Here is a 22,354-nt window from a genome sequence, read left to right as displayed (position 1 = left end):
GATCCATTCCAAGCATTTCTCGCGCCTCCCTCGCCCACTCTCCAGGCGGCTTTTCATTGGAGGACACCCTCACTATAACCGACGGCTCCGTTCGCCCCCGCCCTTGCAACTCAACCACGCCCAGCGCGAGCTCACGCTCAAGATCGTCTACTACGGGCCCGGGCTCAGTGGGAAGACAACCAACCTGCGCCAGCTCTACGCTCGGACGCGCCCCGAGGTGCGTGGCCGCCTGCTGTCCGTGGAGACGCGCGACGATCGCACGCTCTTCTTCGACGTGCTGCCCGTCTTCTTCTCCTCCACCACGGGCTACAACGTGAAGGTGAAGCTGCTGACCGTCCCGGGGCAGGTGATCCACGTCGCGACGCGCCGCATTGTGCTCCGGGCCGCGGATGCCGTGGCCTTCGTCGCCGACAGCCGCCGCAGCGCCACTCCGGAGAACAACCGCTACTGGCACAGCCTCCGGGAGGACATGCGCGAGAACGGGTTGGATCCAGACCGGGTGCCCGTGGTCATCCAGTTCAACAAGCGGGACCTGCCCGACTCCCGGACGGACGAGGAGCTGGAGGTGGTGCGCCGCCGAGGCCGGGAGCCGGTGGTAGGGGCCGTGGCCCTCCGGGGTGAAGGTGTCTGTGAGACGTTCCACGAGCTGATGCGGGCGGCCTGGCAGCGGCTTGACGCGGACGCGAACCTGGGCCGCAACATCGGCCTGGGCGAAGAGGAGTTCCTCGGTCGGATCTTCAGCCACTTGGACCTGGGCGGGACTACGCTCCAGGGCCGGTACGGAGCAGAGGGTGTTTCCGGAGGAGGTGCGGCATGAAGGACCAGGAGTACACGTCTTGGGAAGCCAAGACACCGCCTCGCCCAGACGCTCTGCTGCTGCGCGAGCCGCCGCTGGCCGAGCTTCTGGATCAGCCCACCTTCGAGGAGGTGGTGAAGGGCTTCGCTGGCCTGCACGGCGTGGGCGTCCAGGTGCTCGACAGCAAGGGAACCCGGATTGCGGGCGCGCAGGGGCACGGTGCGCCCTTCTGCGGCCACCTCTCCCATGCGGAAGGCGGCGAGCAGTGCGCGGCACGCATGCCGCTCGGGGCGGGGCCGGCCATGGCCATGCTTCCCTGCCCGGAGGGCCTGCAGTACCTGGTGCTGCCTGTGCGCTGGGAGGGCGTCGAGGTGGGGCGTGTGCTCTTCGGTCCTCTCAGCCCGGCGGAGCTGGCGCAGCTGCCGAGGGACCGGGTGGACGTGGAGAAGGCGCGCTCCATGGAGTCTCCCGTGGCGCGCGCCGCCGCGTACTTCTCCCGGGTACTGGAGGCGCTGATGGTGTCCGGGCACCGCTCCTGGCTGGCCAGCCGCATCCAGCAGGAGTCGGCGGGTGAGATTGGCCGCGAGCTCAAGGCGCGGGACGAGCGCATGGCGGCGCTCGACAAGCGCCTGCGCGAGGTGGACCGGCTCCAGTCGAGCTTCCTCGGCACGGTGAGCCACGAGCTGCGCACGCCGCTGGCGTCGATCATCGCCTACTCGGAGCTGCTGGCCGAGGGCCTCACCGGCCCGCTCAACCAGGAGCAGGTGCAGTGCGTGCAATCCATCACCGAGATGGGCCGCACGCTGTTGGACTTGATCACCTCCATCCTGGACATCAGCCAGCTCGAGGCGGGCAAGCTGCGGCTGGCGTTCGCTCCGGTGGACGCGGCCGAGGTGGTGGTGGGCGCGGTGGCGAGCGTGACGCCGCAGGCCAGGCGCAAGGGGCTGACCCTGGATGTCCGGTTCCCCGAGCTGCGGCAGCCGCGCGTGCTGGCCGACAAGGGCCGGCTCCAGCAGGTGCTGGTGAACCTCCTGGCCAATTCGGTGAAGTTCACTTCGCAGGGCGGGGTGCGCATCCGGCTCTCCGATGTGGGGCCGCAGCCGGAGCTGGAGGATGTGCAGGGCTACCGCATCGCCGTCGAGGACACCGGCGTCGGCATCCGGGAAGACCACCTCGATCGCATCTTCAACTCCTTCTACCAGGTGGACTCCAGCTCGACGCGCGAGTTCGGCGGCGTGGGCCTGGGGCTCGCCATCGTGAAGCGCTTCACCGAGGGCCACGGCGGCAAGGTGCTGGTGCAGAGCGTGCCCGGCGAGGGCTCCATCTTCACGGTGGTGCTGCCCGCGCGTCCGCCCCAGACGGGCGAGGGGGCTGTGCTCGTCGTCCCGCCCCTGCCCGAGCCGGATCGCTTCTGAGCATGAGGAGCGCCCGTGCGCGGTGAGTTCTCCCTCATCGAGCGCTTCCTCTCGTTCTTCCCGCGGGCGCGCGTGCCCGTGGGTCCAGGGGATGACTGCGCGGTGCTCGCTCCCACGCGCGGCGCGCTGTGCGTCACCACGGACGCGGTGGTGGAGAACGTGCACTTCACCCGCGAGGCGTTCTCCGCGGAGGACATCGGCCACAAGGCGCTGGCGGTGAACCTCTCGGATCTGGCCGCCATGGGCTCCACGCCGCGCTGGTTCGTCTGCGCGCTGGCCCTGCCCAAGGACTTCCCCGAGCGCGAGCTGCGAGGCCTGGCGCGGGGCATGAGCGCGCTGGCCCGTGAGCACCGCATCGCCCTGGTGGGCGGCAACTTCACCTCCGCCCACGAGCTCTCCATCACCATCACCGCCGCGGGCGAGCTTCAGGGCCCTGCGCTGACTCGCTCGGGAGGACGGCCCGGACACCTCCTTTATATGTCCGGAGAGCTGGGCGATGCGCGGCTCGGGCTGATCCACCTCCAGTCCGGGAAGCGCCGGAGCCCCGCCATCCTCCGCCAGCGGCGTCCCATCCCTCGCGTGGCGCTGGGCCGCCTCGCCTCGCGCTTCGCCTCCGCTGGCATGGACATCTCCGATGGGCTGGCGCAGGACCTCGGACATCTCTGTGAGGCGTCGGGTGTAGGGGCAGAGGTGGAGCTTGCCCACCTTCCGCTCTCACCTGCAGTCCGTGTGGCCCTGGGCGCGGAGCGGGCCCTGGCGGGCGGCGAGGACTACGAGCTGCTGCTGGCCATCCCACCCGAACGGGCAAAGGCCTTCGAGCGGGCGTGCGCTCGGGCGGGGCAGCGCGTCACGAGGATTGGACGGCTCACCCGAGGGCGTCGCCGGGTGCTGCGAGACCCTGAGGGACGGCTGGTTACCCCACCGCCGGGCTTTGACCATTTCACGCGCGGACGGCCGGTAGATTGACCCTGCCGGAAGGCAAGGCTAAACCCGCACAAAGTCTTCGCCGTCACCCCCGGATCCGCCCCACCGTGCGCCGCCCCCTTCGCGACGAACTGTCCCCAGGCCACTCTCCCCGCCGTGAGCCCGTGCAGCGGATCATCCGCGCCGTGGAGACCGACGGCAGCGAGCGGATCGTCTCGCTGCACCGGAAGATCCTCACGGGCTACGTGCTGTTGGGCGCCGCCCTCGTGTTCGCCATGGCCGTGCTCCAGCGCTTCGAGCTGGGCCTGCGGTGGCAGGTGCCCATCGGCATCTTCCTCACCGTGGCCGCCGCGCTGACGCTGCCCCGGCTGCTGGCGCGGGTGAACCGCGTCCGGGTGCTGTCGAACTCCGCCTTCGAGATTTCCCAGGGCGACCTCTCCAAGCCCGTGGTCGCCGAGCCTTCGACTCCGCGCGACGAAATCGACGAGCTGACGGACGCCATCGGCAAGATGCAGGAGAACCTGCGCGAGCTGGTGGGCAAGATTCAGGACACCGCCAAGAGCGTGGCGGACACCGCCAGCGAGGTGCAGCGCTCGGCGGAGAACGTGAACGGCTCCACCGAAGAGGTGGGCTCCTCCATGAAGAAGATCGCCGGAGGCGCCGAGGCCCAGACGATGCTGGTGAGCAAGGCCTCCACCGTCATCACCTCCATGGCCGGCTCCATCCAGCGCACCGCCGCCAGCGCCGAGGACGCGGCCCGCACCACCCTGGCCACCAGTCAGGCCGCCGAGGACGGCAGCCGGGCCGCGAGGCTGGCCGGTGAGAAGGTGAAGAAGGTGTTCAGCCGCATCGAGGCGGCCAGCCAGCAGGTGTTCGCCTTCGGCGAGAAGACGCAGGAGATCTCCAAGATCGTCGACGTCATCACCCAGGTGGCCCAGCAGACGAACCTGTTGGCGCTCAACGCCACCATCGAGGCGGCGCGCGCGGGCGAGTACGGCCGCGGCTTCGCGGTGGTGGCCGACGAGGTGCGCAAGCTGGCCGAGAGCGCTGGCCGCTCCGCCGAGCAGATCTCCAAGCTGGCCCGGGACATCTCCGGCCAGTCCACCTCGGTGGTGTCCGCCATGAAGGAGGGCATCGAGGAGCTGTCCGAGGGCCGAGAGGACCTGACGAACATCGTCCGCTCCATGGGCGCCATCACGGACACCATCCACAAGGGCGCCGAGAAGGTGCACCTCATCTCGGAGAGCGCCCGCGAGCAGCTGGAGGGCAGCAAGGAGATGGTGCAGGCCATCGAGGAGATCTCCCTGGTGGCGCGCAACAACTCCACCTCCACCGAGGCCATCCAGTCGGTGGTCCGCGAGCAGACCCGAGCCGTGGCGCGCATGGCGTCGCTGGCCAATGAGCTGACCAACACCTCCGTCGAGCTGCAGAACGTGGTTCGCAGCTTCCGGCTCGACCGGTGAGCCCTTCGCCCGGAGGCCCCCTTGCGGCATGTCATCTTCCGGGTGGAGAAAGAGCGCTACGGACTGCCCCTCTCGTCCGTGCGCGAGGTGGTGGTGCCCCCCGGGCGCTTCACCCGTGTCCCACGCGCCCCTCCGGCCATCTCTGGGGTGATGAACCTGCGCGGACGGGTGGTCACAGTGGTGGAAATGCGCCAGTTGCTGGGGCTGCCAGAGGGGCAAACCCCTGCTTCGCGCGTGCTCCTGCTGGACCGCGGGCGCCGGGACCTGGGATTCTTGGTCACGGACGTGGACGGCATCGAAGCACTGGAGCGGGTGAGCGCGGCGGCGCCGGGGAAGGCCGTTCTGGCAGTGAAGGGTGTCGCCAGACTGAAAGGTTTGGGCGTCACCGTGTTAGATCCCGAAGGGTTGGATGCGGCAGTGGTGGCGTTGCTCACCACGCAGAAGTGAGTAGCCCCCTTGGAGGCGCGGGTGCTAGGTTCCGCGCTGCTCTCGAGGCTTTTCGCGGAGGCGTTGCTTCACATGGCTGCTAAGCGGGTCCTGGTCGTCGACGACGCGATCTTCATGCGCAACATGATCAAGGACATCTTCGCCTCCGGCGGGTTCGAGGTCGTCGGTGAGGCGGCCAATGGCCTCGAGGCCGTGGAGAAGTACAAGGAGCTCAAGCCGGACCTCACGACGATGGACATCGTCATGCCCTTCAAAAGCGGCATCGAGGCCACGCGTGAGATTCTCAAGCACGACGGCAACGCCGTCGTCATCATGTGCTCGGCGCTTGGGCAGGAGAGCTTGGTGATGGAGGCCATCGAGGCGGGTGCCTCGGACTTCATCGTCAAGCCGTTCCGGGCCGAAGATGTGCTGGCCGTCGTGAAGAAGGTGCTGGGCGAGGGCTGAGCCGCCCCGCGCCTGCGCCTCGTCACCTGAGGGAGGTCCGGCATGGCGATGGACATGTCCCGGTACCTCGGGCTCTTCGTCACCGAGGCCAGTGAGCACCTCGAGTCGCTCGGGAGGGACCTGGTCCAGCTCGAGAAGGAGGGCGGCGCCAGCGCCGTGGACTCCATGTTCCGCCACGCCCACTCCGTCAAGGGCATGGCCTCCTCCATGGGCTTCGAGCCCATCGCCACCCTGGCCCACCGGGTGGAGGACCTCGTCGACGCCGTCCGCCAGGATGCGAGCCGGCTGAACCGCGAGCTGGTGGATCTGCTGCTGGCGGCCACGGACACGATGCTGGCGCAGGTGCGCTCGGTGGCGGAGAACAAGCCCCCGGACGAGGCCGGCACGCTGTTGTCCCAGCTGGCCGCGCGGGTGTCCGCTCTCACGGGGCAGGCCCCGGCGCCCACCCGGGTGATGAAGGCCACCGCCTTGCGGATGACGCCCGTCCCCGTCCGGCCAGCGGATCCTTCGGTTCCAGTTCCGGCCACGGCCCCGCCGCTGCCTCCGAGCGTGAACACCCCGGTTCCGCTGCGCCCCGAGTCTCCCGCGCCGCTCTCGGCTTCGGCGGTGGCCCCGAAGGCTCCGGCCACGGCAGAGGTGCGGCTGGATGCGGGCCCCCTGGCCCGTTGGTCCGTGAAGGTGCGCGTGGTGCCGACGTGCCAGGTGCCGGGCGTCCGGGCGTTCCTGGTGCACAAGCGGCTGTCGGGGCTGGGCACGGTGTCCGAGCTGCGGCCCGCGCTGGAGGACCTGAAGGCCGGGCGCATCCCGGATGGGCTCATCCAGTGCGAGGTGGAGACCTCGGCGGGCGAGCAGGGCATCCAGGGCGCGCTGCGGAACGTGTCGGAGGTGGAGCTGGTCTCCATCAAGCCCGTCATCACCGCGCCGCCACCGCCTCCTCCCTCGGCGGCGGCTCCGGTGGCGACCGAGGGCGCTCGCGCGGCGGGTGAGGCGGCGCCCCGGACGGTGCGCGTGCGCACGGAGCTGCTGGACTACTTCCTGGACACGGTGGGGGAGCTGATGCTCGCCACCGCGCGCCTGCGCGAGGTGGGCAAGGAGCTGCCGGAGAACGTGCGCCCGCCGCTGGAGGAGGGCGTCTACCGGCTGCACGCGCTGGTGAAGGACCTGCACGACAAGGTCATGTCGGCGCGCATGACGCCGCTGTCGCTGATCACCGACCGGCTGCCCCGGACGGCGCGGGACATCGCTCGCAAGCGCGGGCGCGACGTGGATCTGATCATCACCGGCGCGGAGATCGAGCTGGACCGGGCCATCCTGGATGAGCTGGCGGACCCGATGCTGCACATCCTGCGCAACTGCATCGACCACGGGCTGGAGTCGCCCGAGGAGCGCACCGCGGCGGGCAAGAACCCGAAGGGCAAGGTGCAGATCTCCGTGCGCCGCGCCCGGGACCGCGTCGTCATCGAGGTGGAGGACGACGGCCGGGGCATGAGCGCGGAGAAGCTCAAGGCGGCGGCGCTGGCCCGGGGCTCCATCACGGCGGAGGCGGCGGCGCGCATGTCGGACCGAGAGGCCTTCATGCTCGCCTGCCTGCCGGGCGTGTCCACGGCGAAGGACGTGTCGGAGATCTCCGGCCGCGGCGTGGGCATGGACGCGGTGAAGCGTGTGGTGGAGAACGTAGGCGGCACGCTGGAGATCGACAGCGAGAAGGGCAAGGGCACACGCTTCACGCTGCGGCTGCCACTCACCGTCGCAGTGGTGCACCTGCTGTTGGTGGAGGTGGGCGAGGAGGTGTTCGGCCTCCCGATCGCCAAGGTGGTGGGCGCCCAGGAGGCCAACGCGGACGAGCTCAGCCGCAGCCGGGACACAGCGTTGCTGCCCCACGGAAATACGATGCTGCCGGTGCATGCCCTGGATCAATTACTGGGTCTCCCCACCCCGGAACGCCGGGGAGTCCGGCCTTTCGTGGTGATGGAGGGAGATTCCGGGAAGGTTGCGTTGGCGGTGGATCGGCTGCTGGGGCAGGAGGAAGTGGTGCTCAAACCACTCTCGCGGCCCTTGGACTTGCTCCCGGGCCTTTCTGGGGTGACGATTCTGGGCAGTGGCCGTCCGGTCTTCATCCTGGACGTGCCGAGGTTACTGTCCGCGTGAACGCTCAGGGCCCCAGCGAGATTCAACTCGACGTGCTGCGTGAGGTGGCCAATATCGGCTGCGGGCACGCGGTGAACGCGCTTGCGCGGCTGGTGGGTGGCAAGCAGGTGGACCTCTCGGTGCCGCGCGCCATGGTGACGGTGGCCGCGGAGGTCGCCGAGCAGCTGGGCGGCGACGAGCCCGTGATTGGCGTGAAGCTCGGCATGGTGGGCGAGCTGCACGGGGTGATGCTCTTCGTGCTACCGGCGCGGGATGGGGCCTCGCTGGGCGCGGTGCTGCTGGGGCATGTGTCCCGGGGGCCCGAGCTGGAGAGTGCCCTGCGCGAGACGGCGAACATCGTCGCGAGCGCGTGCCTGTCGGCGATCGGCAAGCTGACGCGGTGGAAGCTGCTGCCCACGGTGCCGGATCTGCACCGGGGCTCGGCGCGCGAGGTGGTGAGCGCGGCCCTCCGGGAGACGGAAGGTGGGCAGACGAGCCCCGTGGTGGTGCTGGAGGCGCGGTTCTCCGCGGCCAGCGCGCCGCCGGTGTCGGGGCGGATGTTGCTGGTGCTGGAGCGGGAGAGCTCTCGGGCGCTGCTGCAGCGCCTGGGCGTTTAAGCGCTGCTTCTCCGCGTGCTCCGGGGTGCCGCTTTGAGGTAGAGCGGCCCGCATGGACGAGAAGGCGCTCAGTCAGCTCCTCAAGCAAGTCAAAGGTGGCCAGGTCTCCGTGGATGACGCGGTCGGCCGGCTGAAGGATCTGCCGTTCGCGGAGCTGGGCTACGCGACGGTGGACACCCACCGCTCGCTGCGGTTCGGCTTTCCCGAGGTGGTACTCGGGGGGCCGAAGACGGTGGAGCAGCTGCTGGGCATCGTCGGGACGCTGGTGGAGCGCAAGCAGACGGTGCTGGTGACGCGGCTGCAGCAGGAGAAGGCCGAGGCGCTGCTCGCGCGCTTCCCGAAGGGCGAGTACCACCCGGTGGCGCGCATCTTCCACATCAAGCAGGGCAAGCGGAAGGCGGGGCGCGTGGCCGTGGTGACGGCGGGCACGAGCGACATTCCGGTGGCGGAGGAGGCGGCGCTGACGGCCGAGGCGATGGGCGCGGAGGTGCGGCGCGTATACGACGTGGGCGTGGCGGGCATTCACCGCCTGCTGCGGCGGCGCGAGGAAATCCAAGACTGCCACGCGGCGGTGGTGGTGGCAGGGATGGAGGGCGCACTGCCGGGCGTGGTGGGCGGGCTGGTGGGGATCCCAGTGGTGGCGGTCCCCACGTCCGTGGGGTACGGGGCGAACATGCAGGGCGTGTCGGCGCTGCTGACGATGGTGAATTCCTGCGCCTCGAACGTGGCGGTGGTGAACATCGACAACGGCTTCGGCGGTGGGTTTTATGCGACGCTGATCTCTCGGACCAAGGGCCGGCGCTAGACCGGCTGTACCCCTGGGGGGAACATGGCGAAGCCTGGGACTCGCGCTTGGAATGATCTGCCCTGGCTCTTGGGCGTGCTGCTGCTCTGCCCGTGTCTCGGGCTCGTGCTGGCGGGCATCGGGTTGGCGGGCCCTTGGACGTCGTCCAGTGCAAGTCACCGGGCGAGGCAGTCCGAGTGCAAGGCGAACCTCAAGACTCTCTACACGGGGGAGAAGGTGAGGCAGCGGGGTTACACCGCTCAGTACGCTGAGCTGGTGACCTCCCTCGAACGAGGGAACCGGTACGCATACTTCCTGGGGACCGGGCCTTTGGAGGACCGGAGTGGCGAGAAGGCCTCGGGCACCCAGGGAGCGCAGGGCGTGGGCGTGGACACCTGGAAGAACAAGGACGTGAAGCCCATCACCCTGGCCGAGCTCCCGGTGGAGGTGGCCCAGCAGGTGGGCGTCTCCGGTCAGTGCCCCGATGCGTGTGAGATCACCCTGGTGTGCGCGGGGAACATCGACCGGGACAGCACGCTCGATATCTGGAGCATCTCCACCCAGAAGCGCGTCGGTCCCGATGGCCAGACGTACGACCCTGGCGAGCCCATGCCGCACCTGGACGATATCGCGCGGTAGGAGCCTGGAAGCGGGCGGCTACTTGCCCAACTCCTGCAGCTCTCCTGAGAGCGCGACCCGCGTTCCTCCTGGCGCGCTCTTCGCCAGGTTCAGCATGGCCCGAGCCACGGTGCTCGCCTCGATAGGGCGGCTGGCGAAGGGGCGCAGCAGCGGGCTGAGCACCTTCGTCGCCAGGATGGCGGCGCGCTCGCCCGGACGGCTCTCGGCGCGGTCTCCGAGCAGAAGCGAGGGGCGCAGAAGGATGAGCGACTCGAAGCCCACGGCCTCGAGGTCCTCCTCCGTCTCGCCCTTCACGCGGTTGTAGAAGACGCGCGAGCCCTTGTCGGCTCCGAGCGCCGAGACCAGCAGGAAGCGCCTCGCACCCGCCTTGCGAGCGGCCCGGGCGAAGGCCAGCACCGCGTCGTGGTCCACCGCGCGGAAGGCCTCCTGACTGCCCGCCTTCTTGATGGTGGTGCCGAGGCAGCAGAAGGCATCGTCCGTGGCGGGGAGCGCCTCCGCGTCCAGCCGGGCGAAGTCCACGGTCCTCTGGGTGAGCTTGGCGTGTTGCTTCGGCAGGGGACGGCGGCCCAGGGAGCACACCTCCCGGTACAGCGGGCTCTCCAGCAGCCCGTCCAGGAGGAGCCCTCCGACGAGTCCACTTGCTCCAGCCACCAGTGCGGTGCGTGTCTCCATTCCGGGATGTTCAGCACACTCCGGCCCATCCCGTCACGCGTGGATCCTCGCGGGCCGGAAGGCTGATAAGGAGCCGACGTGCGAAAGATTCTCTATCTGGAGCCCGTGGGTGGCATCGCGGGGGACATGTTCCTCGCGGCGGCGGTGGACCTCGGTGTGAACCCCGAGGACATCACCCGCGCCTTGAGCGGGCTGAAGGTGCCGGGCTGGAAGCTGGCGGTGAGCCGGGCGGTGCGCCACGCCATCAGCGGCACGCACCTCGACGTGGTGCTGGACGAGCGGGAAGTCCATCCGCACCGCGCGTACTCGGACATCCAGCGGCTCATCGAGGCGGCGGAGACGCTGTCGCCCAAGGCGAAGGCTCGGGCGCTCGAAGTGTTCCGGGCCATCGGCGAGGCCGAGGCGAAGGTGCACGGTGTGCCGCTCGAGGAGATCCACTTCCACGAGGTGGGAGCGGTGGACTCCATCGTGGACATCTGCGGCGCGGCGGTGGTGCTGGAGCTGCTCGGGGATCCGGAGGTGATCGCGGCGCCGCCGCCGCTGGGGAGCGGAACCATCCGGGTGGCGCACGGGAGCATGCCCATCCCGGTGCCCGCGACATTGGAGTTGCTGAAGAACGTTCCCGTCCGCTTCGAGGGCATGGGGGAGCTGACGACACCCACGGGCGCGGCGCTGCTGAAGGTGCTGACGCGCATCGGCCATCCGCCAGACTTCATCGTGGAGCGCGTGGGCTACGGGGTGGGGACGAAAGACTTCAAGGATCGGCCCAATGTGCTGCGCGCCTCGCTGGGGCGGGCAGAGGAGAAGGCCGAGGGTCTCTGGGTCCTGGAGGCGAACCTGGACGACAGCACGCCGCAGCTTCTGGGGTACCTGGTGGAGCGGCTGCTGACGGCGGGGGCGCTGGATGCGTGGGTGACGCCGGTGGTGATGAAGAAGGGGCGGCCCGCGCACCTGCTCAGCGCGGTGGTGGAGGGCGGCAAGCGGGAAGAGGTAATGGACACGGTGCTGCGAGAGTCCACGACGCTGGGGTTGCGCTTCTACCGGGTGGAGCGGCAGGCGCTGGAGCGGGACTGGGTGGAAGTGGAGACGCCGTGGGGCCGGGTGCGGGTGAAGCGCGGGCTGCGCGGCGGCGAGGTGCTCAACGCGCACCCGGAGTTCGAGGACTGCCGCCGGGTGGCCGAGGCCGCAGGCGTCCCGGTCAAGCTGGTGATGGCGGAGGCGATGGCGGCACTGCAGCGAGGGTGACGCGGCGCCCCTCCTGCTCCGAGCGCACGGCGGCGGCGAGGAGGCGCTGGACGGTGGTGGCCTCCTCCAGCGTCGCGAGCTCGGAGCGGGGAGCACCTTCGAGGGCGGAGAGGAAGCGCCGGGCCGTCTCCACATGGGCCTGGGCCCAGGGCTCGCGCTCTCCGGGACGAGGCTCAAGTCCAGGAGCGAGGTCCTCCCAGGCGCCCTCGCGGAAGCGCCGCACGGGGGAGACACACCAACCGTTTCGCGAGGGCACGTACCCACCGGAGAAGCCCACCTCCCAGTCCCGTCCCACGAGCGTCCAGCCGCCCTGAAGGCCCGGCTCGGGACACGCAGCGTGGGTGATGACGGCCACTGCCCCCGAGGAGAGGCCGATGTGGAGCGCGGCCGTGTGGACGGGCCGGCCGGACAAGGACGCCTGGATCCACAGGGGCTCGGCCCGTGCCAGCCACAGGACTGTGTCGAGCAAGTGTGAGAGCCCATCCCAGTCCGCGGACGCTCCGACGAAGGGACCCGGACCTTCTCCGCCCCGGCGGATGAAGCCGTTTCGCAGCGTCACCACGAGGTGTCCCAGAGGGTTCTGCTCCAGCCAGGAGCGCAGGGCCCGGAAGGACGGCAGCATCCGGTAGGGGAAGTTCACGGCGCACAGCCGCCCCGAGGCGCGGGCCTTGGCCACGAGCGCGAGCGCCTCTTCTTCCGTGCGGGTGAGCGGCTTCTCGCACAGCACGGCGCGGCCTGCGTCGAGCGCCACCTCGACATGCTGCCGATGGAGGGCGTCCGGGCTCGCCACGACCACCGCGTCCACGGCGTCACAGAGCTCGCGGACCTCCGGGGTGGCCAGGGGAATGCCCTCTCGCGCGGCGACGGTGCGCGTGTGCTCCAGGCTCTGTCCGCAGAGGGCCGTCACCTCGGCGCCCGCCTCGCGGAAGGCGCCCACGTGCATCAATCCCCAGTTCGTTCCGATGACTCCGATGCGCACGCCGCGAGCCTGCCAGATGGGGGCAGGTCTATCCACACGCCTGGAGAACCGTGCCAAGCTGTGCACGCATGCACTCCGCACCTCTGGCGCAAGCCGCCGCCGCTCCCTCGGGCTCCACCATTCCTGCGCTGCAGGGCACTCGCGAGGAGGCACGGCTACCGCTGGTGCTCCTGGGCGTGTTGATGCCCATCTTCCTCATCACCCTGATCATGACGCCTGCGGGACGGCTCAACTGGCTGCTGGAGACGGGGCCGGGGCTCATCGGCATCGTGGCGCTCGCGGCCACCTTCCGCCGCTTCCCGATGTCGCGCTGGATCTACGTCTGCGTCTTCCTGCACATCCTGGTGCTGACCTACGGCGCCTATTACACGTACGCGCTCACGCCGCTGGGAAACTGGGCCCGCGACACCTTCGCGCTGTCACGTAACCCGTATGACCGGCTTGGCCACTTCGTGCAGGGCTTCTTCCCTGCCTTCATCATCCGCGAGGTGCTGCTGCGGGTCACTCCGCTGCGCCGTGGCGGGTGGCTGAACTTCCTGACGGGCTCGGTGGCGCTGGCCATCAGCGCCTTCTACGAGTTCCTGGAGTGGTGGGCAGCGCTTGCCCTGGATCCGGAAGGGGGCGACAAGTTCCTGGGCACCCAGGGCGACATCTGGGATGCGCAGTGGGACATGTTCATGTGTCTCTGCGGCGCCACCTTGGCCATGCTCTTCTTCGCTCGCGCCCACTACCGCAGCATCGAGCGGCTCGTCGCCCGAGGCACTCCGCGAGAGGCCGCCGCGCGGTAGGGCCTACGGAGTGCCTGCTGCCTCAGGTGCGCGGCACCAGCGGCGCAGCTCGGCCAGGAGCGCGTCGAGCTCCAGAGGCTTGGACAGCCAGCCACTGGCACCTGCTTCGAGGCACCTCTCGCGGCCGTCCTTCGGCTCGTGGGGAATGATGGCAATGATGGGGACGGAGGCGGCTCGCGCGTCCTGGCGAAGGGCATGCAGGGACTCATAGCTGCCCAGCTCCGGCTCGGGGATCTCCAAGAGGACGGCTTGCACCTCCGGATGGGTGCTCAGGACTTCGAGCGCTTCCTGCCGGTTCTCTACGGGCCGCACCTTCAGCTCCCAGCTCTCCAGGACACTCGTGAGCGCGAAGAGGTTGCGGGCATCGGCGCTCACCACGAGTACCTCGCGCCCAGCGAGAGCCGGATCCGGCTGGGCAGGTGTGGACTCCACCTGCGGCTGCGGCTGGACGACGACGATCCTTGGCTCGGGGGCTGGGAGGCTTGAAGTCGGCTTCAGGTCCGCGGGGAGAGGCCGCTCGGGCAGATAGAGGGTGAAGGTGCTGCCCCGCCCCGGCTCGCTGTCCAGGTGGAGCTCGCCGCCCAGGAGTCCTGCCAGGGAGCGGCTGATGGCGAGCCCCAGTCCTGTCCCTCCGTACTTCCGGCTGGTGCTGTCATCCGCCTGGAGGAACGGCTCGAAGATGCGCGCCTGCTGCTCCGGAGAGATGCCAATGCCGGTGTCCACCACGCTGAAGGCGAGCACGTGGCTCGCGCGGCGGAGCGCTTCGTGGGTGAAGGGGATACGCGGGCGGGTCACCCGGCTGACGCGCAGCTCCACGTGGCCGCGCTGGGTGAACTTCAAGGCATTGGAGAGCAAGTTCTTGAGCACCTGCTTCAGCCGCTGTGGGTCGGTACAGAGGTGCGAGGGCAGGTCCTCGCCCCGGTGCACCGCGAAGCCCACACCCTTCTTCTCCGCCTGAAACGCGAAGAGGTGCTCGCAGAACTCCGTCACCTCTTCCAGGGGCACGGGGGTCAGGTCCACCTGCATCCTGCCGGCCTCCGCCTTGGACATGTCGAGCAGCGAGGTGATGAGGTGGAGCAGATCCGTCCCCGAGCTGTGGATGGTCCTCGCGTACTCCACCTCCTTGGGAGTGAGGTGGCCCTCCTTGTTCGCCGCGAGGACCTCCGAGAGGATGATCACGCTGTTGAGCGGCGTGCGCAGCTCGTGGGTCATGTTGGCCAGCGCCTCGCGCTTGTACCGGGCCATGATGGCGAGCCCCTCGGTCACGCCCACGTTGTCGTCCAGCACCTTCCAGAGGCCCGCGAGACCCTGCAGGCCGGACGGCTTGACCCGCTTGCCTTCCGGGCCCACGGCCTTGGAGACCCGGGCCACCTCCGCGGCGAACGCGGCGAGCTGATCCACCATGCCGTTGACGGTGTTCTTGAGCGCGAGCGCCTCGCCGTGTGCCTCCACGGTGACCTTCTCGCCCAGGTCTCCCCGCGCGACGGCGCTGGCCACCTTGTTCAGGTCGCGCAGGTGCGCGGTGTAGTTGCCAGCCAGAGTGTTCACGGCATGAGTGAGCTCGAGCCACTCGCCGGACAGGCCTTGGGTGCCGGCCTGTCCGCCCAGCTTGCCCTCCGAGCCCACTTCCCGGGCGACGTGGCGGATCCCCGAGGCCGTTGCGGAGAGCCGGTCCACCAGCCCATTCACCGTGACCGCGAGCTGCAGATGCTCGCCCTCCAAGGGCTCGCCGCCGAACTCCAGGGGCACCTTCTGATGCAGATCTCCTTCCGCCACGGCGTGCAGCACGCGAGTGACTTCTTGGATGAGTGTCCTCATGTGCTCACCCGCCGGTCTGTTTCGCTGCGGTCCAGTTCGTGGGAGGCGGCTTCGCCTGGGTCGGCGTGGCTTCGGGCGGCGTAGCTTCTTCCGTGGAGGAGACGCCTGCAAGACCGAGCAGCGCCAGGAACACCCAGGAGCGGTAAGGCATGGGCAGGAGTTTACCCCACCACGACGCCGCTCAAATTCACGAGCGGTGGTGGAAGAGGGGTGTCATCCCGCTGGGTTTGTACGTAACCCAATAGAGCGGGTTGGAGTGAGGTGACCCATGCGGTAGGGTTCCGCTCAGCTCCCAGCCTTCTGGGGAGAAACTCTGGAGCGATGACATGATGTCCTTCGTTGATCCGCGCACGCCGGCTCTTGGCTCCATCGTGGGCCCGTGGTTGCTGTTGGGGCGTATCGACTCTGGGAGCTACGGGGTGGTGTTCCAGGCTCGGCGTGCCGACGACCCCGAGGCGCCCCCGGTGGCGTTGAAGGTGGCGAAGAATCCGGGGGACCCGCGCTTCGAGCGAGAGGCCGAGGTGCTGCGGCGCACGCGGCACCCAGGCGTTCCTCGCTACGAGGACTTCGGGCAGTGGGTCTCTCCCAGTGGCGCCCTTCACCCTTACATCGTGATGGAGCTGGTGGAGGGGTTCATCCTGTACGACTGGTTTCGGGAGCAGCCGCGGTCCAGCCAGGCGGTGCTGCGGGTGCTCGAGCAGGTGGCCCGCGGGTTGGTGGCGGTGCACGTCCAGGGCATCGTTCACCGCGACCTCAAGGGGGACAACATCCGTGTCACTCCCGAGGGCCGTGCTGTGCTCGTGGACTTTGGCTCGGGCTGGTACCCGGACGCTGAGCCCATCACGGACACCATCATTCCTCCGGGCACGTCGATCTATCGGGCTCCGGAGGTGCTGCGCTTCCTGTGGCGGCACCGCAAGGAGGAAGACGCGCGGTGGGTAGCTCAGCCTTCGGATGACCTCTATGCGCTGGGGGTGACGGCCTATCGGCTCGTGACTGGCACCTATCCTCCGCCTGTCTCGGAGACGGGAGACTTGAGAGGGGTTCCTCGTCGGCTGTTGCGCCCGAGCGAGCTGGCCGCCGTGAGCCCGGAGTTGGATGCCCTCATCATGCCCTTGCTCTCCGAGGATGCGGAGGCGCGTGGAGCGACGGAAACGGTGGCGGAGGCCCTGGAGCGTGCTGCTCGGCAGGAGGGTCTCGACGCGACGCGGCCGATTCTCCCGACGCCCGCTGGCGCTCATACGGAGGAGGCGAGGCTCAGCAAGCCTCCGGGGTCCAGCAGTGCTTCGGACTCTGGCAGTTCCAGCAGTGCCTCGGACTCCGGCAGCTCCAGCAAGCCACCCCGCAGGCGCTCCTCGACTGCTGCTGGGCGGCGCGAGGCAGGCGATGGCTTCCCGCCCTGGGTCTCTTCGGGCATTGCCGCCCTGATGGGCAGCATGATCTTGGGAATCTGCACCGGAGTGCGGCAGCGCGAGCGCGCGCCGCAAGAGCAGTGGATCGCCGCCGAGGAGCGGCATCAGCCTTCGAGAGAGGTGCCGGATGCGGGAGTGGCAGAGGAGGCGCTCTTGTCCGTCGAGCCTTATCCGCAGGCAAGTGCCCCCTCTTTGGCAGTGGCGTTACCGATGCCGAAAGCGCCGCAGCCTGGGCAGAAGAAGCCTCCGTGCTTGCCGGACTATGAGCTTGAGGCTTTGGGGGCGTGTTGGCTCGTCTTCAAGAAGGACCCCCCGTGCGGAACAGGCGGCTACGAATACGACGGCAAGTGCGTGCGCGCTTCCTTCTCAGCCCCCCGCGCGCCGACGTCGGGCGAGCCTTGATGGGGGGCGCTAGTAGGCAGGAGCCCGGAATGACGACTCCTACCGACGATGGCGATGGAACCGCGCTGTGCGGTCAGGCGTGCTGTCCAATCGCGGCGTGCATGCCTGACGCGTCCGCTTAGACCTCTTGGAACCTCGGGCCTGTGGCGCCCATGGCCGTCAACGCTTCCTTGATCTTCGCGGAGACGATGAGCGGGCCTTCCCACCCCTCGCAACGAAACGCCTGGGCGTTGCTCACCTTGGACCTGTCGATCCGCATGTCCCGCACGGAGGCATACTGACCGACCTTGTGAGGCACTCCGTCCTCATGCGTCCACAGTTCAATGCGGGACGCTTGCTCGTCGATACAACGAATCAGCCGTGTCGCCACAAGGATGAGGTACTGATCCGGCTGGCCCTCCACGTCTACGGGGATCAGTTGCACGTCATCGGGGGCCAGTTCCGCGAACATGGACGCGATCCGGACATGGACCACTGGGATGTTGAGGCCCGCTTCTGTGTAATCCAGAGGCGTGCCCGCGATTTCGATGGGGATTTTCAAACGGCCCATGACGTGGACGGGCATTCCCCTCCAGAACTCGTAATCGTCCACTTTAACGCCCTGAGTGTTCCGGGGCATCGCTAAGTGCCAGCGGTTGGGGAACATCACGTCGTCAGCGAGCTTGAAGTAACGCTGGGGCATGGACTCCACTTAGCGCGGCTGCTGTTGGGTGACGAGTTGGTTGAGCTCGGTTCCTGGGGTTGCGATCTGCCGGGCCAGTTTCCGGAGGCGGCCGGTCAGCGCTTCGCGGCATGCCAGCACGCTGCGGCAGCCCTTGGTTGCATCGAGGAGTTCCTCCAAGATGATCTCGTGATACCGCTGGGGGTGCGGGCCATAGTGTCCCGGTAGAGGCATCTTGTTCGCCGGGTCATCCAGCGTCATCCCCGCTTTGGCGAAGATCTCCCGGAATCGCGGCGTCCACGCGCCCCCGCGCGCGGTGGACTTCTCGTTGCAGATGGTGGCGATGTGGTGCGTCTCGATGCAAGGGCCCGTGCCGCTACTGCCACTCGCCCCCATCGTCATTGCGGTGGCTGCTACCGTCACGCTCGCCCCCTCTGCCGTCAGCGCGATCTCCTCAACCGCCCCCAGGGCGGGCAGAGGGATTCCTGCCTGCCCCTCGGCCCGCATGGCCACCTGCGCCGAGCCGGGCAGCGTCGGCACCTTCGCCGCGAACAGTTTCGCCGTGGAGCCAATGGCCGCAACCAGCAGCATGGCGAACGCGCGCGCTGCCTCTTGCCCGATGATCTTCCCGAACCTCTCGCCCGCCTCGCGGATCTCCTCGAAGGTGGTTGCAGCCTCCACCGCCTCCGTCAAAGCACCCCAGCCCGTCACGAGGTTGCGGAGCGTGTCATGGCCCACATACAGGAGCATCCCCACGCCCAGCACTGCCACCAGCCCCGGCGCGACGGGAGTCAGGGCCATGATCAGCAGCATGGACCCCAACGTCCACAGGGCCGCGCTGATGAGCGCGCGGAATTCCACCATCTCCCCGAGCGCCTTCTTCATCTCGTCGAGTACAGGGCTCTTACTCATCGCCAGCGCCCAGACGTAACGGCCTTGCCTGTCCAGGTAGCGTCCTGCCACCAGCGCGCCTCCGAGACAGTCTCCGTAGAAGTGGTAGACGCTCTTGCACCAGAGCCGATAGCGCTCCGCCAGCTCCAAGTCTTCTTTCGTCAACGTGCCGTCCCAGGGCTCGCTGGGCCCATCCGGCACCAACTTCTTTTCCCTCAGTAGGTATTGGTAGTAGCCGCTCTGCGGATCCATCTGAAATGCCCGCTCTGCCGTCTGGCGCGGCGTGCCTGTCAGCCGCACCTCGCGCGCAAGGCGCCTCACCGCCTGATGGAACTCCTCTTCCTCCAGTTCCACCGGTTGCAGGTCCGCCGAATGGGGAACGTGGACGACGGCCAGGCCTTGGCCGGTGTCCTCCACGTGGGGAGCCCTCGGGATGCTGGCGCATCCCACCACCAACGAGAGGAACAGCGTTTCTGCATTCCAGATCATCCGCCACGGCAGCATGGGGCACCCCTTCTTGCGAGGAGGTGTTCAGGTTAGGCCAGCCCGGGCCCACCCAGAGTTGTGCACCCTCTCACCGAAATGAGGCCCCGTTGCCTCTTTCCAGATACGACCGCTCGGTCATATGACCGGCCGGTCACATGACCAAGAGCGCGCGCATCCCCAAGGGACTACCCGAGGGGAAGGGGGCATGGATCCTCCCCTCAATGTGCACCCCCGTTACGGATTCACCACCGGCCCGAAGTCGAAGCGGCTCACGATCGGATAGTGGTCGGTGGTCGTCGTCTCGTAGTTGAGGATGTTCGGGATGACCCGCCGCGTGGAGTTGCTCACGTAGTGGGCCGCCAGCTCGTTCGTCACCAGTTGGTGGTCGATCATGTTGGGGAAGCCCACCGTGCTGCCCTCTCTCTTCTGCGACAGCGGCTGGGTCAGGAACGTGTACTCCGGTGGCTGATCCACATAGCTCTGGTACGGCGAGGGCAGGTAGACGCTTGTGTTGTTGGGGTCGCGTGAAATCGACAGGTCCACGTCGTCGTTCCAGTCTCCCAGCACGATGACGGGCTTGTTGACCAGTGACGTCTCCAGGTACTGCTTGAGCGCCGCGCCCGCGTTCGTGCGCCGGCCGTAGTCCGACGAATTGAAATCCGTGCCCGGATCTGTGCCTGCCTTCATGTGCAGCACGATGGCCACCATGTCCACGGAGACTCCGTTGTGCGTGATGCGCAGGTCCACCCGCAGGGGAGGGCGGCCCGCGAATGCATAGTCAGCCGACCTCAGGATGACCTCGGCCTTCAGCACCTGCACCACGCTCGACCTGTAGAGCACAGCCAGCTTCTGCTCGCCCGCGCTGTACGACGCGGAGCCGGTCACGCTCGGGTCATTCGAGACGAAGCCTGCATAGCCGGGCAGCCCCTGCTTGAGCGCGTTGAACTGATTGACATCGACCACTTCCTCCAGCGCCCAGAAGTCCAGCCCGTTCTCCTGGATCACCGAGCGCACGTTGTTGAGCTGGAGTGTCTCGTCCGTGGGACCCTGCCCCTGGCCGGTGGCCCCGAACCACTCGATGTTCCAGTTCCCCACGTCCAGCATGAACGCCGCCGACGCATCCCGCACCTGCAAGGTGAACACGCGCGTGGTCTGCGCGCTGTTCCCGTCCGCCAACTGCACCGTGAACGAGTAGGTGCCCAAGACGTTCGGCGTACCCGAGAGGTTGCCATTCGCCGTCAGCGTCAGCCCCGGCGGCAGCGCTCCATTCGCAATGGACCAGCGCACCGGCAGCAGGCCACCCGTTGAACTCAGCGCAATCTCATATGCTTGGCCCAGGGTGGCCGGCGCCAGGCCCGTGGTTGCAATGGACGGGGCCGCATACACCCGGAACGCATACGTCCTCGAGTCCTGCGCTCCTTCCGCGTCCGCCACCTGGACCGTGAGCGTGTAGTCCCCCGGCGCCGTCGCCGGCCCGGTGAACTGCGCCGTGCCTGCGGAGAAGGCGAATCCCGGCGGCACCGTCCCCACCGTGTAGCGCAGGGGAGGCTCGCCCCCGGTCGCGGCGAGCGACACCTCATACGGCATCCCCACCGTGGTGGACGGCAGCTCCGCGGTGGGCAGCACCGGCCCCTTCTCATCGCCCCGGCCAGAACAGGCACACAGCACACAGACCAGGGCGAGGACACCCGCCGCTCGGGCAAAGGACTTCATCAAAATCTCCGGAAGCGAGGCCCCTTGGCTCCGGGGGGCCCAAACGGTGGCACTCTACCGCAATCGCCTGGGCCCTCATTCGTGTCCCCAGGTGAGCTGAGCAGGAAAGCTTTGCGCTCACGCCACGCGTGAAGTCAGATGGCGCGGGCGCTCGCCGGACTGGCGCGCTCGCAACCCCCAGGAGGCACCGAAGCCATGGCCGAGAAGAAGTGGGAGAACCAGCTGATGGACTTCATCAAGCGCACGGGCGAGGAGCTCAAGCGCACCGGTGAGGAGATCAAGGTGGAGGCCCAGCGCCTCATGGACGAGGTGCGTGACCCCTCCCGCCAGACCAAGGTCAAGGAGACCCTCAAGGATCTCCGCGACAAGGCCACCGCCATGACCAAGGAGGCCGGAGATCTCCTCGAGTCCGCCGTGAAGAAGGTGGAAGGCGCCTTCGAGCAGGACAAGGCCGACGAGGCGGCCCCCAAGGCCAAGTCCTCCGCCGGATCCACCCCGGACGCGGAGCCCGCTCCCGCCTCCAAGCCCGCGCGCAAGGCTGGCAAGACGATCGGCAAGAAGGCAGGCGCCAAGAAGGCCGCGGCCACCAAGAAGGCCCCCGCCGCCAAGAAGGCCGCTCCCAAGTCAATCGGCCGCAAGAAGGCGAAGGCCTGAGAGGCCATTCTTCCAGGGCCACAGATCTTCAACCAGTGTCCCGTAGGGATGCTTGGCTGCAGTTCTTCCAGGCAGTTCGCGGGGTTGGAACGGTTCTGAACCCGTGACATAGTGCGCTCGTGGCCGGCACCAATGAGAAGGGCAACTTCAGCGCGAACATCGCGCAGGAAGTGATCGACGCGGCGCTCAAGAGCGTCGAGCGCCGCAGCTCGCACTCTCCCTCCGAGGAGAATGTGGCTGTCGAGGTGGAGACCTCCGAGGCCTCCTCTTCCGAGGAGGGGACCGAGGTCTCCCTCGAGGTGTCTGCGGAGTCCGAGCCTGCCTCGTCTGCCGAGGTGGCCGAGCTGACCGCCGCGCTCGAGGCCGCGCGCAAAGAGGTGGAGAGCCTCCGCGCGCAGCTCGACTTCAGCCAGGGCGAGAGCCGCAAGCTGATGGAGCGCCTCAAGGATGATCACGAGCGCTCCCTGCGCGCCGCGGCCGACCTCGAGAACTACAAGAAGCGCGCCCAGAAGGAGAAGGAGGAGGTCCAGAAGTTCGGCTCCGAGAAGCTGCTCAAGGACCTCCTGCCTGTCATCGACAACCTGGACCGCGCCATGGACGCCGCGGCCAAGACGCCCGACTTCGCCAGCTTCCACAAGGGCGTGGCCATGACGCGCAAGTCCTTCGAGGACACGCTCGCGCGCCACGGCGTGAAGGCCTTCAGCGCCAAGGGCCAACCGTTTGATCCGCGCCTCCACGAGGCCGTGCAGCAGGTGGAGACCGCCGAGGTCCCCGCCGGCCACGTCGCCTTCGAGGTGGTCCGCGGCTTCCATCTCAATGATCGGCTGGTGCGCCCCGCGATGGTGGTCGTCGCGCGCGCGCCCGCCACCCCGCCCGAGCCGCCCGCGGCCGTGGCGGCGGAGCCTCAAGCTGCAGAGGCGGGTGCTTCGCCCGCCGTTTCCTCTGTGCCCGAGCAACCCTCCGGGGGGAGCCAGTAA

Annotated in this window: 21 protein-coding genes; 15 read left to right on the top strand and 6 right to left on the bottom strand. The window is 68.4% G+C overall.

Annotation, left to right across the window (positions count from 1 at the left end):
- Window positions 1-103: 103 nt before the first annotated feature.
- The 10 genes from DB31_RS41155 to DB31_RS41110 all read left to right on the top strand — a co-directional run bounded on the left by DB31_RS41155 (window position 104) and on the right by DB31_RS41110 (window position 9,656).
- Entirely contained in the window at window positions 104-817 is a 714-nt protein-coding gene (locus DB31_RS41155; RefSeq protein WP_044198728.1) for a GTP-binding protein, read from the top strand.
- Window positions 814-2,211, top strand: a complete 1,398-nt coding sequence (locus DB31_RS41150) for a sensor histidine kinase (RefSeq protein ID WP_044198725.1) — start codon at window positions 814-816, stop codon at window positions 2,209-2,211. Before DB31_RS41155 ends, DB31_RS41150 begins: the two co-directional genes overlap by 4 nt.
- Before the next feature lie 15 nt (window positions 2,212-2,226).
- A complete protein-coding gene (gene thiL / locus DB31_RS41145) occupies window positions 2,227-3,177 on the top strand; it encodes a thiamine-phosphate kinase (protein WP_044198722.1) in 951 nt (316 codons plus the stop codon).
- 65 nt (window positions 3,178-3,242) lie between these two features.
- On the top strand, window positions 3,243-4,598 hold the full coding sequence (locus DB31_RS41140) for a methyl-accepting chemotaxis protein (RefSeq protein WP_044198720.1): 1,356 nt from the start codon (window positions 3,243-3,245) through the stop codon (window positions 4,596-4,598).
- Window positions 4,599-4,619: 21 nt separating this feature from the next.
- Window positions 4,620-5,045: a chemotaxis protein CheW gene (locus tag DB31_RS41135; protein WP_044198717.1), complete on the top strand. Its 426-nt coding sequence runs from the start codon at window positions 4,620-4,622 to the stop codon at window positions 5,043-5,045.
- Between the two features lie 72 nt (window positions 5,046-5,117).
- The gene (locus DB31_RS41130) at window positions 5,118-5,489 is read left to right on the top strand and encodes a response regulator (protein ID WP_044198715.1); all 372 of its coding nucleotides are present in this window, start codon (window positions 5,118-5,120) and stop codon (window positions 5,487-5,489) included.
- Window positions 5,490-5,531: 42 nt separating this feature from the next.
- Window positions 5,532-7,637 (top strand): chemotaxis protein CheA, encoded by a 2,106-nt coding sequence (locus DB31_RS41125; RefSeq protein WP_044198712.1) that lies wholly within the window; start codon window positions 5,532-5,534, stop codon window positions 7,635-7,637.
- Window positions 7,634-8,233 carry a chemotaxis protein CheC gene (locus tag DB31_RS41120; RefSeq protein ID WP_044198711.1) on the top strand — a complete coding sequence of 200 codons (600 nt, stop codon included), beginning with the start codon at window positions 7,634-7,636 and terminating at the stop codon, window positions 8,231-8,233. Before DB31_RS41125 ends, DB31_RS41120 begins: the two co-directional genes overlap by 4 nt.
- A gap of 52 nt (window positions 8,234-8,285) precedes the next feature.
- Window positions 8,286-9,038 (top strand): nickel pincer cofactor biosynthesis protein LarB, encoded by a 753-nt coding sequence (larB, locus tag DB31_RS41115; protein WP_044198709.1) that lies wholly within the window; start codon window positions 8,286-8,288, stop codon window positions 9,036-9,038.
- A gap of 24 nt (window positions 9,039-9,062) precedes the next feature.
- Window positions 9,063-9,656, top strand: coding sequence for a hypothetical protein (locus DB31_RS41110; RefSeq protein ID WP_052420650.1), 594 nt, complete (start codon window positions 9,063-9,065; stop codon window positions 9,654-9,656).
- An 18-nt stretch (window positions 9,657-9,674) separates the two neighbouring features.
- On the opposite strand, the gene DB31_RS41105 is transcribed toward DB31_RS41110, so the two are convergent.
- Window positions 9,675-10,328 (bottom strand): NAD(P)H-binding protein, encoded by a 654-nt coding sequence (locus tag DB31_RS41105; RefSeq protein ID WP_044198707.1) that lies wholly within the window; start codon window positions 10,326-10,328, stop codon window positions 9,675-9,677.
- 78 nt (window positions 10,329-10,406) lie between these two features.
- Here DB31_RS41105 and larC point away from each other — a divergent pair, with 78 nt between their 5' ends.
- A complete protein-coding gene (gene larC / locus DB31_RS41100) occupies window positions 10,407-11,573 on the top strand; it encodes a nickel pincer cofactor biosynthesis protein LarC (RefSeq protein WP_075306484.1) in 1,167 nt (388 codons plus the stop codon).
- Here the strand turns inward: larC and DB31_RS41095 are convergent.
- Window positions 11,527-12,552, bottom strand: a complete 1,026-nt coding sequence (locus DB31_RS41095; protein WP_075306482.1) for a Gfo/Idh/MocA family protein — start codon at window positions 12,550-12,552, stop codon at window positions 11,527-11,529. The genes larC and DB31_RS41095 overlap by 47 nt on opposite strands.
- A gap of 68 nt (window positions 12,553-12,620) precedes the next feature.
- Between DB31_RS41095 and DB31_RS41090 the strand changes: the two genes are divergently transcribed.
- The gene (locus DB31_RS41090; protein WP_044198703.1) at window positions 12,621-13,340 is read left to right on the top strand and encodes a DUF2238 domain-containing protein; all 720 of its coding nucleotides are present in this window, start codon (window positions 12,621-12,623) and stop codon (window positions 13,338-13,340) included.
- Between the two features lie 3 nt (window positions 13,341-13,343).
- Here the strand turns inward: DB31_RS41090 and DB31_RS41085 are convergent, their stop codons facing one another.
- The gene (locus tag DB31_RS41085) at window positions 13,344-15,158 is read right to left on the bottom strand and encodes a hybrid sensor histidine kinase/response regulator (RefSeq protein ID WP_157232410.1); all 1,815 of its coding nucleotides are present in this window, start codon (window positions 15,156-15,158) and stop codon (window positions 13,344-13,346) included.
- Between the two features lie 326 nt (window positions 15,159-15,484).
- Between DB31_RS41085 and DB31_RS41080 the strand changes: the two genes are divergently transcribed.
- Complete coding sequence (locus DB31_RS41080; protein ID WP_052420649.1) at window positions 15,485-16,972, top strand: serine/threonine protein kinase; 1,488 nt, start codon at window positions 15,485-15,487, stop codon at window positions 16,970-16,972.
- A 118-nt stretch (window positions 16,973-17,090) separates the two neighbouring features.
- On the opposite strand, the gene DB31_RS41075 is transcribed toward DB31_RS41080, so the two are convergent.
- The 3 genes from DB31_RS41075 to DB31_RS41065 all read right to left on the bottom strand — a co-directional run bounded on the left by DB31_RS41075 (window position 17,091) and on the right by DB31_RS41065 (window position 20,723).
- Window positions 17,091-17,654, bottom strand: coding sequence for an imm11 family protein (locus DB31_RS41075; RefSeq protein ID WP_044198888.1), 564 nt, complete (start codon window positions 17,652-17,654; stop codon window positions 17,091-17,093).
- Window positions 17,655-17,663: 9 nt separating this feature from the next.
- A complete protein-coding gene (locus tag DB31_RS41070) occupies window positions 17,664-19,028 on the bottom strand; it encodes an AHH domain-containing protein (RefSeq protein WP_044198699.1) in 1,365 nt (454 codons plus the stop codon).
- Between the two features lie 216 nt (window positions 19,029-19,244).
- Window positions 19,245-20,723 (bottom strand): putative Ig domain-containing protein, encoded by a 1,479-nt coding sequence (locus DB31_RS41065; RefSeq protein ID WP_044198697.1) that lies wholly within the window; start codon window positions 20,721-20,723, stop codon window positions 19,245-19,247.
- A gap of 195 nt (window positions 20,724-20,918) precedes the next feature.
- On the opposite strand from DB31_RS41065, the gene DB31_RS41060 reads away from it, so the two are divergent.
- Window positions 20,919-21,377 (top strand): hypothetical protein, encoded by a 459-nt coding sequence (locus DB31_RS41060; RefSeq protein WP_052420648.1) that lies wholly within the window; start codon window positions 20,919-20,921, stop codon window positions 21,375-21,377.
- 119 nt (window positions 21,378-21,496) lie between these two features.
- Window positions 21,497-22,354 (top strand): nucleotide exchange factor GrpE, encoded by an 858-nt coding sequence (gene grpE / locus DB31_RS41055; RefSeq protein WP_044198691.1) that lies wholly within the window; start codon window positions 21,497-21,499, stop codon window positions 22,352-22,354.

Source organism: Hyalangium minutum, from assembly GCF_000737315.1.
GTDB lineage: Bacteria > Myxococcota > Myxococcia > Myxococcales > Myxococcaceae > Hyalangium > Hyalangium minutum.
This window is presented reverse-complemented; position numbering and strand designations above follow the sequence as displayed.